Genomic DNA, 15,474 nt, shown 5'->3' on the forward strand with positions numbered 1-15,474 from the left:
TCTCTCTATATATACTTCATTTGTAAAATTGCAGGATAACAATAACAAACAGGTTTAATAATCTCCCTATCTATAGCGTATTTATTATTTTGAATTAAAAGCACAAATGAGGCCAGGAACTAATGTCATGGAGTATAATACTGATAAATGAACTGTACCGAATTTGCTTTTGTCAGAGATAACGAAGTATCAAAATAAAAAAGACAACAGTGTAACTGTATATTTGAATATTTTGAGTAAATTCATTGTATTTATAATCACGATGGACTTAACACGAAGCGAACAGTAAATTCATTGTATTTATAATCACGATGGCCTAAAGACGAAGCGAACAGTAAATACACAGCAATAACAAACACAAATGAGTTTTCTTAAAAACATATTCGGCAACAAAAAAGAAACCGTTAAAACCTATCAAGAGTTTTGGAGGTGGTTTCAGGCGAACGAGCAGACATTTCATAACATTATCAAAAGCGGTAAAAATCCAGAAAAAGATTTTTTCGACAAATTATCACATAAGCTTGGCGAAATTAAAGATGGTTTTTACTTTTTAGCGGGAATGCTTAACGATAATACAGCAGAATTGGTGTTTACCCCGGACGGAATAATACAAAACATTGTATTCGTTGAAGAACTTGTAAATGAGGCACCAACAATACCTCATTGGAAATTTACCGCACTAAAACCTGCTGTTGATATTGAAAACCTGGGTATAAAAATGGGTGGCTATGAATTTAACAGTGAAAACCTTTCGTTTTACGCTATTGACCATGCAAGTTATCCTGATGAGGTTGACATTGTAATCATTCACAACAATTACAATGAAAAAGACAAATCAATCCTTATAAATGGAACATTTATTTTCCTTGATAACTATCTCGGAGAATTAAATGCAGTCACCACAATAGACAATGCCATAGTAATTTCTAAAGAACGGGCAGAAAAAGAACCTATTCCTATTACCAAACTGAAAGACTACCTGATTTGGAGAGAAAAAGAATTTGTTGAAAAATATAGCGGAATTCGCTACAATACCGAAAACGACAGTTATGCCAGTCTGGAAGCTGAACTTAATAACGGATTACCTTTGATAGCGATTGTCAATTCGACCTTACTGCAGTGGAACAGTAAAGCATCACATCCATGGATTTTGACAATTGAAATTAATTACAAAGGCAGTAACAATAACGGCATGCCAGATAAAAGCACTTATGAACTGCTCAACCAATTTGAAGATCAGGTAATATCAGAACTAAAAGATAGTGACGGTTACCTGAATATCGGCAGGCAAACGGCTGACAATTCAAGAGAAATTTACTTTGCCTGTCATGATTTCAGAAAACCTTCCAAAGTATTGCACGAACAGTCAAAAAAATACTCAAATAAGTTGGATATAAAATATAACATCTATAAAGACAAATACTGGCAATCTTTTGAACGCTTTATACCGAACAGATAGAATAAGACTGTAACTCATCAGGAATTGGAGATAATTAATAAACAATAGAGTACAAGCAAACTTTTTTTGGTCGCAAGCGGGTGTTTGCTTTTATGCTTTGCGCTAAGCTGACTTTACTAAATGGTGTAAACCTCTCTGCCCTGCGGGCATCTCTCCTTAGAAAGGAGAGAATTAATCAGGTTTAACCTTTTTCATTCTGTCTGACTCAAGCTTCATTTTAGTGTTTTACAGCAATCCTAAAAATTAAAAAATATGACATCTCTGCAAAAACGCTCTTTCATCACTGTACTCGGAATAGGATTTCTAATCTGGCTACTTGCAACTATTGCCTTCAGAATAGCCGGGCAATTCTTTTTTATTACTGAATCCACGACAATACTTACCATTTTATATATTATAGTAGTACCAGTATTGGGATTGATCACTGTGCTTACCTGTAAAAGATTCCGATTAACAGGATTTGAAAACATAGTTGCAGGAGTACTTTTAGTATTGCCCGGAATGTTTATAGACACTTTTGTAATTCAATTTTTTGATCATATATTTCCCAATATGCCAGCCAGCAGAGCGGCGACATTTGGTTCCTGGCTGATGTGGGCCTATACTATTGTCCTAATCACTTCATTAATCAGAGGATTGAAACAACAATCACAATCACATCGTTAATTGGTGATTCCGCGTATCCGGAATATATCGATAATGAATAAAACATCTTAAATTTTTTAGGCACAAAAAGCTTTCCGGAATTATACTAAAAAAATATTTCAAAAAATGTCCAAAACGGAAATGGTAAAATGTCTTTACTGAAATTCTAAACAATTGATCATGAAAAAATTCTTATTACTACTTCACGAAGATGTTCAAAAAATCAGTGAGTTATCGTCAACAGAAATGCAGGAATTAGCTAATTCTCATATGAGTTGGGCAAATAAACTGGCTGAAGCAGGACATTTAATTTCCGGTGACGGATTACATGAAAAAGGTATTCTGATTATCGGAAAAGATTGTGTAATAAAAGACGGGCCTTATCTGGAATCCAAAGAGATTATTGGAGGATACTATCTTTTGCAGGCATCCGATCTACAAACGGTTGTGGACTTAGCCAAAGAGTGTCCTACACATCTGTATGGCGGAACTACTGAAATAAGACCTGTCATGGAAATGGAAGATTATGAAGAATAATTTACTCCCCGAGGAAGAAACGAATTACAGAGCACTATATGGGAAACTGTTCTCTGGATTGTTATATCAATTTGGCACCGGTTACGTTACTGAAATTGAGGACGCGATTCAGAATTCATTTTTGAAATCCATGAAGATATGGGAGCAAAATAATGTGCTCAAGAATAAAGAGAACTGGTTTTTTATTGTAGCCCGAAATGATGTCCTGAATCAGATTAGGAACCAACAGAAAGCGAACAATATTCCTTCTGTGGGAAATAGTGAAGAAGATACAGCAACCGGAAATGAAAAAGATCTGCGCCTCCAAACGATAATCTTTATTGCGTCATTGAAAAGTGTATCAAACCAGACCAAAATACTTTTTATACTTAAAAATATTTTTGGTTTGAGCACAGCTGAAATAAGCGACAGTACATTGATCAATCAGGATGCCATTTATAAAAGTATCAACCGGACAAAAAAAATGCTTCAACTGGAATTCCATAACCGGACAATTGACATAAACTCTGTTTCAGCAGAGCAACAGACCATTCCGGTTATAGAAGAAATTCTTTATGGAGTCTTCAATATTGGTTTTGATTCTTTTAATGAAAAAACAGCCAATATAGTGAATGAAGACTTATGTATAGAAGCATTTTCGCTGACTAAATTGTTACTGAATCAGTATCAGTATGATTCAACCAGCAATTTATTAGCTTTATTTTGTTTTCATATTGCGCGCATACCTGCACGCATAGATAATCAAAAGTTTATTTCTTTTTTTAACCAGAACCGTAACAAATGGAATAAGCAATTAATAGACTCCGGTTTCCATTATCTCAGAAAACCAAACGCTATCCACCGGATTTATCTTGAGGCTGTCATTATCAGCAAGTATATGTCAACATATCCCTTAACCTCAAATGACTGGACAGATATTGCCAAATTGTACGAAACAATACTTCAGGTATCGCAATCACCTATTGTAAAACTAAATTATTGCTTTTGTTTAAGCCGCAGCGGAAAAACGAAGGAAGCTCTTATTCTTCTTTCTGAAATTAAAAAGCAATTACCGGACGAACATATCTATTTTGCTTTGGTAAAAGCTAAATTACTGAAGGAAACGGAACCTGAGGAGGCTAATGATCTGTTAACTTCCCTTTTGCATAAAATCAACCAAAAAATCAGAAAAGAATACCTTTTAGAAAACGAACTCATTCCGTTATAAAAGATGAAAATTTCATTGAAATATTTAGCTATTATGCTTTCGGTCTTTGTTTTTACAATGTGCATCAGCAAACAAAATAGTCCTGCAAAGGCACCTGACTTTGACTGGATTTCAGGAAACTGGCAGCGAATAAATGAAGAAAAGGGTAAAACAACATTAGAAAGCTGGGAAAAATTAAATGACTCTGCATACCACGGTATTGGATTTACATTACGAGATAAAGACACCATCAGTCAGGAACAAATGCAACTTATAAAAACAAATGGGAATTGGAGTTTATTAGTAAAAGCTCCTGAAGAAAAAGAGTTTACAAAGTTTAGAGTATCAGATATAGGTACAGATTCATTTACATGCAAAAACGATTCCCTGAGTTTTCCAAAACAGATAAAATACTGGAAAAACGGAGAAAATCTCCATGCATTAGTATCAGGAGACAGCCTCATACTGTCATTTGAATTTGAAAGACTTTAAAAAGCTTCCAATTTGTTATCCTGGCCTTTTATTCGTTTTGTAACTCTATATCGTTTATTTAATAAATCCACCACCTACAGCATACTTTACCTGGATTTCACAACAAATCCCTATATAAATATTTTGTGTGCTCCGAAGAAGTCTGACAATCGCCCTGCTAATAATAAAAAGCTACCAAACAGAATGATATATGCATTAGAAGTCCATTGCAATTTAGTTTGTGTATACCTTAGATCAGCTTGTATCCGGCAATCCTACCCCAATAATAGAAGGATCTATCATTACCAAAAACTCCGCTGCACACAATAGGAAAAGTGCTGTCCAATCGTTTGCTGTAAGGTGTCGATTGTTTTGTTTAATACGTATTTTTCTTTAACCTTTCAATTCATTTATTATTGCAGAATACATTTACCCTGTGTAAAATTTTACTACGCTATAAGTTTTATCACCCTTATAGACTTAGCAATCCCAACGCATGTTGTAGCTCCGTATACAATATACGCAGATTATAGACGGCCTGCAGATAATTAATTTTAGCCTGTGTGAGTGCAAGCTCAGCATCTGTCAGTTCCAGGCGGGATCCTAACCCGTTTTTAAAACGGTCTTCCGTCATCTGATGGTTTAATCCGGCTGACTGTACCGTTGTTACCTGAATTTCTAACTGAGAAGAGGCTTCTTTCCATTTACTAATAATACTTGCAAGTGTAGTTTTCACCTCGTCCTTCAAGTCATTGAGCCGTATCTGTTCCTGTTGAGCCAGTATTCGGGCCTGACTGATTCTGGATTTACTACGACCTCCGTTAAAAATTGGCACAGTCAATTGTAATCCCAGGAAAGAAGTTCTGGGCCATGCATAATTCTTAAATTTCAGATTATCCGACTGTGCCTGTACCTGATATTGTCCGGTCACTGCGAGTTTGGGCAGTAATTCGGCTTTGGTAACTGATAGTTTCTGCTCTTGCAGATCTATGGCAAGTTGCTGCACATTCAGATCATTTCGGTTGGTTTGGGCAATATCTAATGCTTCGCTGACAGTCAGAAACTTCGTTTCGTTTTCCTTCACATTTGATTCCAATTCATCAGTCAGCTCCAGTTCCAGTAGTTCATCCAGACCGATCAGTCTTTTAAGTTCCATGCCAGAGACTTCAATATTGTTTTTAAGGTATGAAACTGAAGATCTTAGGTTTTCTACGGCTATAAAACTACGTAGCGTATCTGACTTCAGACCTCTGCCCTGTGCCAGCAATACACGAGAATCTTTCAGTGCTTTCACATTGCGTTCATGGCTTTGTTCCAAAAGAATGAGCTGACGCTCCATCATCAATATATCCAAGTAACGTCTCGAAACTCCAAGTGCAACCCGGCTCATTATATCCTCAGTCTTTTCCGACTGAATCTTTTCATTGATTACCGATGCTTTGATCAATCTGTGTGAAGCCGGATCCAGAATAGGCTGGTAGAGAGATACAAATCCGTTAAAAGTATTTTTTCCTCCCACAGCAACATCCTGTACAGATTTACTTGTTCCGGCAAATGAACCTGGAAGAAAGATATTCTGACGGTCAAAATAGTATGAATAGGCTACTCCTGCTGAAATCTCGGGCATCATCCGCCCTTTATTTTCCTGTATTTGTTCCGTGACGTTCTTCTCTTCCAGTAGCTGCACCTGTAGTATTTTATTTCCCTCTCTTGCCATCGTCAGAGCTTCCTGAAGAGACAGCGCTTTTTTCTGAGCAAGTAAGGGTATGCTGCCTGTGAGTAGCAATAGCGTCATTATAAGTATATTTGATATTTTTTTCATGGTGAGAATATTTATTATCATAATGGGTTCGCCGATTATTTTGTAAAATCTTATGTTTACCATCCCTCATAATCGAATGACGGATCAGCTGTGGATAATTTGGCAATTTTATACATTGTTATTATCAACAATTGCCATTTCAGTTTCATCCAGTTCTATTACTTCTTTTCTGCGTCTATTACTGGATAAATAAGAATATACTGCCGGAATAATAAATAAGGTAAGTATGCCTGAAAATACAAGTCCGCCTGCGATAACAATACCCAGAGACTGACGGCTGTTAGCTGTTAGTGCGATAGGTAATGCGCCGAATATCATGGCCAGGGAAGTCATCAGAATAGGACGAAACCGCTGTTCAGCGGCTTGTATTGCTGCCTCATATTTGGACAATCCTGTATCTTTGAGATGATTGGCAAATTCCACAATCAGAATTCCGTTTTTGGTAATGAGTCCGACAAGCGTAATGATTCCAATCTGACTGAATACATTAAGGCTATGACCGAACCAATGGAGGCTGAGGACAGCGCCTGTCACCGCCATCGGTACGGTAAGCATAATGGTCAGCGGATCACGCAGACTCTCAAATTGTGCGGCCAGAATCATGTAGATAATTACCAGAGCGAGAATTAGTGTGAAAGCTATATTACCCTGACTTTCTCTATAATCACGAGACTGGCCGGCTAATGACGTTTTGAAGTTTTCGCCCAACACCTCGGTTTTAATACGTTCCATTTCTTCAATTCCTTCAGCAAGGCTCACACCCGGAACGGGAGCTGCTGATACCGTGGCAGAGGTAAACTGATCATAGCGGTATATAGCTGCCGGGCTTACGGCTTCCTCGGTAGTAATGAGGCTGTTCAACGGGATGAGTTGTCCTGTATTGGAGCGCACATGAATGGAATTGAGATCTGTGATATCATTCCGCATTTCGCGTTTTATCTGTCCGATAACTTCATATTGTCTGTCGTTGCGCAGGAAATATGCGTAGCGCAATCCTGAGAGTGATAGCTGCAAAGTACGAACTACTTCTTCTATCGAAACACCCATCAGGGCTGCTTTTTGCCTGTCAACGTTTATTTTTATTTCGGGTTTGTTTATTTTCAAATCAGCATCGGCAAACATCAGTTTTTTACTCTGACGTACAGCATTCAGAAACTTAGGAAGTACAGCAGTAAGAGTGTCTAAATCCTGAGCCTGTAATACAAACTGTACAGGCATACCTCCACCGAACCGCGTTCCAATAGTGGGGGGCAGGTATGGAAATAATAAAAATCCCCTAAAATTACCTGAAGCTGCTTCATATTGATTATACAAATCCTGTATGCTGGCTTTCCTTTCTTTCGGATCCTTTAGGAAGATACTCTGCGAAGCTATATTGACAGGAGCTGGAGCTGGGATGAAAGAGATGGCTACCATAGAGTAAGTCTGATATAAGCCATCGGTAGAATCGTTTACGTATTTGCCTACTTCTATCATATGTTTTTTCATATAATCGAAAGAGGCACCTTCTGGAGCGATAGCAATAAGGTTCATATTAGAGCGGTCTTCTATTGGTGCAAGTTCAGAAGGTAGTTTTTTACCGACAAAATAGATAAGTCCCGTAGTGAGAATAAGAAATATCCATGCCATCCAGCGAACCCGCATAAAAACAGTCAGCAATCGGGCATATCCATTGTTCATACTTACAAAGAAGGGTTCTGTTATGCGATAAAACCATCCTGGTCCTTCTTTCTTTTTCAAAAAATAAGCACTCAGCATAGGCGTCAGGGTAAGGGCCACAAATGCTGATACCAGCACTGAACCAGATACAACGATGGCAAATTCTTTAAAGAGCTGCCCACTGATACCTCCCATGAAGACGATAGGTAAGAATACAGCTGCCAATGTAATAGTGGTGGAGATTACAGCGAAATAAATTTCTTTGGAGCCTTTAAAAGCGGCCTGTACGGGAGGCATCCCTTCTTCTATTTTTTTATAAATATTTTCGAGAACCACAATGGCATCATCCACTACCAGCCCTATAGCAAGCACAAGTCCCAGAAGAGTCAGAACATTTATAGAGAAGCCTGAAATATACATAATGAAAAATGCAGATAAAATAGATACCGGAATGGCAATAACCGGAATGATAGTCGAACGCCAGTCGCGGAGAAACAGGAAAATAATGATGACCACCAGACCAAAGGCAATAAAAAGGGTCTCTTCAACTTCTTTGATCGATTCGCGGACAGAACGTGTAAAATCAAACCCGACAACCAGACGATAATCCTCTGGAATATCTTTTCGTAGTTGCTCAAGCCGTTTGAAAAACTCATCTACCACCTCGAGGGCATTCGCCCCCCGTTGTATCTGTATAGCTACACCGACACCGACCCGGTTGAGGTTATCCGTTTCATTTATAATGGCGTTACGCTCATTCATTTCTCCTAATTCGGCCGACCCTACATCTTTCAGACGTATGACTGTGTTTCCGGTTTGTTGTACGATCATATCTTGAAAATCACTTACAGTTGTCAGTCTGCCCAGTGTTCTTATACTGAGTTCACTATTGCTTCCTTCTACGCGTCCTGACGGTACATCTATATTTTCCCTAAGCAGTGCCTGTCGGATATCTTCCGGAGTTAGCTTATGAGCTGCCAGTTTAATCGGGTCAAAGCGTAGCCGCATGGCATATTTATGTTCTCCTACAATGGCTACGTTGTTGATGCCTGGAATGGATTGTACGCGGTCTTTGATAACAGTAGAAGCAATATGGCTTACTTCTTTTATATCTTTGGTATCACTTTCTACTTCGAGAAAGGCTACAAGGTTATCGGGTGAGGATGCTTTCTGTACAATGGGAGGGTCTACATCAGCCGGAAGCTGTTTCCGAGCTTTGGATACTTTATCTCTGACATCGTTCAGTGCATCTTCTATATCTATTTCACGGTTAAACTCTATTGAAATAACACTTACCTGTTCTCTGGATTCAGAGGAAATGGTACGTATTCCGTTTGCTTCGGCAATGGATTCTTCCATAGGACGGGTCAGTTTGGAAGCAATCACGTCGGGACTTGCTCCGGGATAAAAAGTGACAACGGAGATGACGGGCGGTTCTGTGAGAGGGAATTCCCGAATCCCTAATTGTTTCCATCCAACAATACCTAAAATGACAATAAGAAGGGAAAATACACCAGCTAAAACCGGTTTTTTTATGCTTAAAGATGCTATACTCATGATGTTGCAAATTGAGATGGGTTATTTTTTTACGACAGCCTGTACCGGTGTACCATCAGCGACACGTAGCATATTGGAGACCACAACGCTGTCACCGGATTGTATGCCAGAGGTAATAATGGCTTCTGCTTCAGTTCTGTTGCTTACAAGTACGGGGACCGGTTTGGCTACACCACCCTTTATTACAAATGCATTATATCCTTTCTCTCCGGGCATCAATGCCTCAGTAGGAATCATGACACCTGTCTTACCCTTTTGTTCAGTACTAAAATATACCCTGACGGATTGTCCTGCACGGAATTTCTCCCCGTTATTACGGATAATAGCCTGTACCTGCAGGCTTCTACCTTCTGCATCCAGTTCCGGTTCGGTAGCAGTAATACTGGCATTGTATTGCTCTTCCGACAATCCCGTACTGAATTGAATAGCTGTTCCTGTTTTTATCAATGGCAGATATCTTTCAGGGAGTCTAAAATTTATCTTCAGGTTGCTTTGGTCCTGTAGATCTACCAAAAGTGTCCCTGGTGATACGTAGGCTCCTAAATGTACTTTAGTAATACCCACTTTACCAGAAAATGGCGCACAGATCACGGTTTTTGCCAATTCTGTGCGCAGATATTCCTGTTGTGCTTCAAGTGAACTAAGTCGCATCAGCGCTTCGTCGTATTCCTGTTGTTTTACAGTTTCTGTCTTCAGAAGATTGGTCATCCGGTCTTTAGTTAGCCGGGCGAATTTGAGCTCTGCATCTACCTTTCTGATTTGCGATCTGATATCAGAGTCATTGAGTGTATAAAGCACCGCTCCCTGACTGACATAGCTACCGTCTTTAAAGGCTACTTTGGTTATCTTTTGTGCAGTTTCACTTACAACTGCAATCTCGCGATAAGGCATCAGGGTACCAACAAAGATTTCCTGCTGATCGAGTTCCTGCTCCTGTGCAACAATTACGTCTACAGGCAACTTGCCTGCAGCAGCCGGAGCAGCAGCTTCTTCTTTTTTAGGTTTGCTTTCACATGCCGTGAACAGAATGCTTAACAGGGAAACTAATATTCCTAATTTGTGTGTACTGTATTTGTAAAACATTATTTTGTTTTTAAGTTACGAAACAAACAATTGACTCAGTGACAAATCTACATGCGTTTACATTTAATTTTTTTACACAATTAAAGCTATCTGTTGTAAAATTTATTCACGGAAGAGCAACTTCCAGTAAAAAATTGATAGATAAAGTGAGGATAGTTAACGCTTTTTAATAGCTTACGGATTCCCGTAAAAAAAGCCGGATCAAGGATTGTAGGTTTGTTGAAAATAAAAATAATATGAGTTATTACCCTCCTATCTCAATAAAACAAGCAATCGATAAGATTGATTATAATCAGTATTTACTGCCCGCTATTCAAAGAGAATTTGTTTGGAATCCCAGACAGATAGAATTGCTCTTTGATAGTCTAATGAGGAACTATCCGATTGGCTCATTGCTTATGTGGAAAGTACAAGGCGAAAACAAAACTGATCACAGATATTACAGTATCTTAAAAACATATCGGGAAAAATATAATACACATTGTGATGAGGTAAACACTTCTTCTATTCCTGACTTTGAGGCTGTTCTTGACGGACAACAGAGATTAACGGCTCTTTACATTGGCCTGAAAGGCTCTTATGCATACAAAAAGAAAAATTTTGCGTGGAAGGATAATGAACATTCTCTTCCTACAAGAAAACTGTATTTATGTCTTAACGAACATTCTGTTGAGGATGATGACAATGAGGATGGTGCAGTATATGATTTTCGATTTTTGACAAAAGAAGAATTGCAGAACTCGGATAAAATATGGTTTGAAACAGGGAAGATATTGTCTCTTAACGGAATTTATGAACTTAACCAATTTTTAAAGGAAAAAGAGTGGGATACCAATGAATATATTATCAACACACTCTCGAAGCTATTGGATGTAATCCATGTAAAGACTTTAATCAATTATTATCTAGAACTGGAACAGGACTATGACAAAGCTTTAAATATCTTTATCCGGATAAATAGTGGTGGAGAGAAATTATCATATTCAGATTTAATCATGTCTACCATAATCTCAGGATGGACCTCTCAAACAGTTTCAGCCCGGGATGAATTTAATAATCTGATAGATGAAGTATGGGATTCTACGGAAATCTTAATTGATAAGGATATTATTATCCGTGCATATCTTTTGATTTTTAGCGATGATATTAAATTCAGAGTGACGAATTTCTCAATAGAAAATGCAAGAGAATTCAAAGAAAATTGGATAGAAATAAGAGCTGCTATTGTAGAAGCTATAGAACTCGTAAAAGATTTTGGGTATGCAGAAAGAACACTAACTTCAAAAAATGCTTTATTACCAATTATTCATTATCTGTTTATCAGCAACCGTACCAAACAATTTATTTCAAAGGTCGTCTACAAGGAAGACCGGGAGCTTATAAAACGTTGGTTTCATACTGTATTATTAAAGCGCATTTTTGGTGGTCAGGCGGATACCGTTCTAAAACAGATCAGAGATGTTATCAAAGAAGAAGTTAATAATGGAACACAAATTTTTCCGGCTCAGGCTATTGCCAAAAAGTTGGCTAAGACAAGAAAGTCAATTACAATGGATGATGAAGCTATTGAAAATTTATTGTACACCGCATATGAAGACAGATATGCTTTCCCGATACTTGCCTTGCTTTACCCTCATTTAGATTATAAGAATAATGACTTCCATAAAGATCATATCTTTCCAAAAAGTCAGTTTTTATCTAAAAATCTAAAGAAACATCAGATCGATCTGACACAGGAAAATGCTCATTACTATACAGATAACTGGTGTTATAATGGAATTGTAAACCTGCAGATGCTTGACGGGAATGAAAATAAATCCAAAAGCAGTAAAACATTTCAAGAATGGGCAAGTACAAATGAGATCAATTATGAAAAACAAATTTTGCCAAAGATCACTGATTTCAAACAGTTTGTTGAATTTGTTGATAAAAGGTGGGATCTTTTGAAATCCAGACTTGAAAAGGAATTAAAATTTTAAGATTGGATCACTAAAAGAATCCTTTGGTCAGAATAGTTGAAGCTACAATTATCAACGCTCCGCAAAAAAGCATCTTTTAAACGGATGTTTTTTTGCGGTGCTTGAGGTATATTCATTTTTGCTGAGTATAAAAATTTATAAATTAAATGTTATTAATATTACTTGGTAAAGGGTCATTGAGCCCTATGTTTCTATCGAACAAATATTTATAAAAGAAATATGCTATACAACTTTTTTATCCAATCATTTTAAAAAATTCGTTTTTGGTTTGCTCGTTTTCAAATACTCCTCCGTATTCAATGGTGGTGGTTTTGCTGGTTTTGTCCTTCACTCCACGGGTGGATACGCAAAGATGTTCCGCTTCTACCACTACGATTACGTCATTGGTATCTAATGCTTTTTGTAATTCTTTAAAAATCTGGATATTCATTCGTTCCTGCACTTGCGGGCGATGTGCATAATAATCAACGATACGGTTTATCTTTGAAAGACCGATTACTTTGCCACTTGAAATATATCCCACGTGTGCTTTCCCAATAATGGGAAGAAAATGATGTTCGCAGGTCGAAGTAAAAGAAATATCCTTTTCCACAAGCATTTTGTTGTATTGATACTTGTTATCGAAGACAGACAACTTGGGTTTTTTAGTCGGATTAAGCCCGTAAAACAATTCTTTTACATACATTTTGGCTACACGATATGGCGTACCGCACAGGCTGTCGTCGTTAATGTCCAAACCTAATTCTTCCATAATACATTGGAAATGATGTTGAATATTTTTTATTTTTTCATCATCTGATTTTTCAAAAGCATCAGGACGCAAAGGTGTTTCAATAGAAGTCATCACGTGTAAATCCCCTTCTGTTTCGTATTTTTCTAATAAGCTATTTTCCATTTCATTATTTTTTAGGCACAGGGTCATAACCTTGATTACCCCAAGGATGACACCTGATTATTCTTTTTATTCCTAATCCTATTCCTTTTGATACACCCCATTCTGAAATAGCTTCTTTAGTATATGGTGAGCAAGTGGGCGTGTGCCGGCAGTTATTCCCTAACATTGGAGAAATGAAGAGTTGATATAGCCTTATCGGAAATATGAATGTTTTTTTTAGCATTTTTATCTCTTGTCATCTATTCCATACTATTATTTTATAAAATATTGACAAATAGATTTCACGATTTATTATAAGCCTAATTTTTCATCTTACCTAATAATGAAGTAGCGATTCTATTTGTCAATTTTGAGTTTCTTCTAATTCATATGTAAAGATTGTTTTGAAAAGATTGGATTAAGAGTATTTTTGATTTTTTGTAGCTCTCTGTCATATATCAAACCTTTAATCTCTATATCGTCAGCACCTTTTAGTTTCTCTTTCAATGTGTTAATCTGAAAGTTTAAATGTTCTGATAGAATCCATTGTAAATGGTCTTTTTCCGTTTCGAACAAGAAGCTTTTGGTTTTGTGGCTTTTAAGCCTGTTATAAAAATTTCTCAATCCTGAAATATTACGATATTGTTGTTTACTTATGGCATCCTTGACAATCCTATTGTCGCTACAACAGATGTAAATAACCTCCCTGATATCATTTGCAGATATTAAGAGTTTTATTTGTCCGATAGTATAATCGTCAAATTCAAAGCTGTTCCCTAATGATGTATAAAAGAAATATCGCTTAAAACTATTGGAAATAATCATTTCTATATGGTCTGTCGGACAAACCATAAATAAAATATTACTCATAAATAAAATGTTATCATTTGATTATTTAAAATTTGTCATCTACTATAAGGCAGAGAAGATTGATGCAAGATTATCCGGGTTTTACCATCTTCACAAATTTTGAAAACAAAACTTTTGTTAACAAAAATGTGGCTATCGTCCGCCCCTATAAAATGAATATTGCATTGAACAACTGCAATATCATTATGCAGGATGTAGTCGAACTTGTTATACCAAACTTTTACCCAAGGTTTTAACTTGAAACCTTTGTCATCGGGGAAGTTGCTGTTCCCACCAATAAAATATGCAAGCGCCCCCTCTTTTGTCGGTCTGAAAGTATGTTGCCCAAAGGCCAATGTAGGTTTGAACAAGACTTTACCCTTATCGTAATCGTAATTGTCAGTTAATAGTTGATTGGCAAATTCTTCTACATTGCCATTTTCAACATGAACTTTCCCTACTGCTACCACATTATCGCACCATAGTTGTAGTGTGGCTTCTACCATTTCCGAAGTGAATGTTTTTTGCTCCATTTTTATTTGATTTTATAAATTTTTATCGTTTTATATTTTATTTGCAAACGTTGTTTGGCAGTTTTACAAGTAGCATTTTCAATTGTTGTTTTTTAAGGCGTTTACATATTCAAGGAATTTCTCTTTATTGACGGTTTCTCTATTTTTGTATCAAATTTGATGTTATTCAAACATTGTTTTAATGCAATGCTGTTGCTAAAATAATATTTATATTCATTATTGCAACATTGTTGCAATAAAATTTACAATAAAGTGAAACAAACAAGGAATACGACGGCTAAAACTCCGAGATACAAACAGTACTGAACGGTCTGTGTGACAGAGATACTATTTATCGTGTATTGGATAGATTAGGAGAAGAAGATTTGGTACATAAGGATGTGAATAATGACGGAGGGGTAATGCAAGTTGCCATCATCACGAAACAATACATCATCATAACCATATACGCTTTAGCTCTCAGATTTGTAAATCTGCAACCTGTATTGAAGATGTTGAGCCCTCATTTACATTACCTCAACAGTATAAAGTAAATGAAGTAAATTTTACCGTTCCGGGGATTTGCCCGCAGTGTTCGTGAAAATCATAAATATTTTTAGGCTTACCTACAGTTTATTTCGCAACGCCCTATCATTGAATGTCACATTCATATAGCCTGACTTTAGTAGTAAAACTGAAAAATAATACAGGGCGAGAACTGCGAATAAGAACAGTTAGCTGAAAGAATGAAGAAAAAGAAAGGTAGAAGTTGATAAGTACATTTGAATAAAAAAACTCTTAACAAAGAGTCCTCTCATCATCCCTGGCGAAACACCAAATT

General features: G+C 37.0%; 14 protein-coding genes. 7 read left to right on the plus strand and 7 right to left on the minus strand.

Going from position 1 to position 15,474, the window contains the following annotated elements; translation table 11 throughout:
- Window positions 1-361 precede the first annotated feature (361 nt).
- The 5 genes from I6J02_RS03230 to I6J02_RS03250 all read left to right on the plus strand — a co-directional run bounded on the left by I6J02_RS03230 (window position 362) and on the right by I6J02_RS03250 (window position 4,319).
- Window positions 362-1,459 (plus strand): DUF695 domain-containing protein, encoded by a 1,098-nt coding sequence (locus tag I6J02_RS03230; RefSeq protein ID WP_201680410.1) that lies wholly within the window; start codon window positions 362-364, stop codon window positions 1,457-1,459.
- Window positions 1,460-1,711: 252 nt separating this feature from the next.
- A complete protein-coding gene (locus I6J02_RS03235) occupies window positions 1,712-2,125 on the plus strand; it encodes a DUF5367 domain-containing protein (RefSeq protein ID WP_201680412.1) in 414 nt (137 codons plus the stop codon).
- A gap of 159 nt (window positions 2,126-2,284) precedes the next feature.
- Window positions 2,285-2,641, plus strand: a complete 357-nt coding sequence (locus I6J02_RS03240; protein ID WP_201680414.1) for a YciI family protein — start codon at window positions 2,285-2,287, stop codon at window positions 2,639-2,641.
- Window positions 2,631-3,848, plus strand: coding sequence for a DUF6596 domain-containing protein (locus I6J02_RS03245; RefSeq protein ID WP_201680415.1), 1,218 nt, complete (start codon window positions 2,631-2,633; stop codon window positions 3,846-3,848). The genes I6J02_RS03240 and I6J02_RS03245 overlap by 11 nt, the downstream gene beginning before the upstream one ends.
- A gap of 3 nt (window positions 3,849-3,851) precedes the next feature.
- Window positions 3,852-4,319 carry a DUF6265 family protein gene (locus tag I6J02_RS03250; RefSeq protein ID WP_201680418.1) on the plus strand — a complete coding sequence of 156 codons (468 nt, stop codon included), beginning with the start codon at window positions 3,852-3,854 and terminating at the stop codon, window positions 4,317-4,319.
- Between the two features lie 451 nt (window positions 4,320-4,770).
- Here the strand turns inward: I6J02_RS03250 and I6J02_RS03255 are convergent, their stop codons facing one another.
- The 3 genes from I6J02_RS03255 to I6J02_RS03265 form a co-directional block, all read right to left on the minus strand.
- Entirely contained in the window at window positions 4,771-6,120 is a 1,350-nt protein-coding gene (locus tag I6J02_RS03255) for a TolC family protein (protein WP_236582272.1), read from the minus strand.
- Window positions 6,121-6,228: 108 nt separating this feature from the next.
- A complete protein-coding gene (locus I6J02_RS03260) occupies window positions 6,229-9,336 on the minus strand; it encodes an efflux RND transporter permease subunit (RefSeq protein ID WP_201680422.1) in 3,108 nt (1,035 codons plus the stop codon).
- A gap of 21 nt (window positions 9,337-9,357) precedes the next feature.
- Window positions 9,358-10,419, minus strand: a complete 1,062-nt coding sequence (locus I6J02_RS03265) for an efflux RND transporter periplasmic adaptor subunit (protein ID WP_201680424.1) — start codon at window positions 10,417-10,419, stop codon at window positions 9,358-9,360.
- A 236-nt stretch (window positions 10,420-10,655) separates the two neighbouring features.
- Between I6J02_RS03265 and I6J02_RS03270 the strand changes: the two genes are divergently transcribed.
- Window positions 10,656-12,398: a DUF262 domain-containing protein gene (locus tag I6J02_RS03270; RefSeq protein WP_201680426.1), complete on the plus strand. Its 1,743-nt coding sequence runs from the start codon at window positions 10,656-10,658 to the stop codon at window positions 12,396-12,398.
- 235 nt (window positions 12,399-12,633) lie between these two features.
- Here the strand turns inward: I6J02_RS03270 and folE are convergent, their stop codons facing one another.
- From folE to I6J02_RS03290, 4 genes are all read right to left on the minus strand, one after another.
- On the minus strand, window positions 12,634-13,293 hold the full coding sequence (gene folE, locus I6J02_RS03275; RefSeq protein ID WP_201680428.1) for a GTP cyclohydrolase I FolE: 660 nt from the start codon (window positions 13,291-13,293) through the stop codon (window positions 12,634-12,636).
- Between the two features lie 4 nt (window positions 13,294-13,297).
- Window positions 13,298-13,516, minus strand: a complete 219-nt coding sequence (yidD, locus tag I6J02_RS03280) for a membrane protein insertion efficiency factor YidD (RefSeq protein WP_201680430.1) — start codon at window positions 13,514-13,516, stop codon at window positions 13,298-13,300.
- A 137-nt stretch (window positions 13,517-13,653) separates the two neighbouring features.
- On the minus strand, window positions 13,654-14,142 hold the full coding sequence (locus I6J02_RS03285; protein ID WP_201680431.1) for a hypothetical protein: 489 nt from the start codon (window positions 14,140-14,142) through the stop codon (window positions 13,654-13,656).
- Window positions 14,143-14,177: 35 nt separating this feature from the next.
- Window positions 14,178-14,654 carry a hypothetical protein gene (locus I6J02_RS03290; RefSeq protein ID WP_201680432.1) on the minus strand — a complete coding sequence of 159 codons (477 nt, stop codon included), beginning with the start codon at window positions 14,652-14,654 and terminating at the stop codon, window positions 14,178-14,180.
- Window positions 14,655-14,995: 341 nt separating this feature from the next.
- On the opposite strand from I6J02_RS03290, the gene I6J02_RS03295 reads away from it, so the two are divergent.
- On the plus strand, window positions 14,996-15,187 hold the full coding sequence (locus I6J02_RS03295; RefSeq protein ID WP_201680434.1) for a hypothetical protein: 192 nt from the start codon (window positions 14,996-14,998) through the stop codon (window positions 15,185-15,187).
- Window positions 15,188-15,474 lie beyond the last annotated feature (287 nt).

The sequence above is a fragment of the Sphingobacterium spiritivorum genome (assembly GCF_016725325.1).
Taxonomy (GTDB): Bacteria; Bacteroidota; Bacteroidia; order Sphingobacteriales; family Sphingobacteriaceae; genus Sphingobacterium.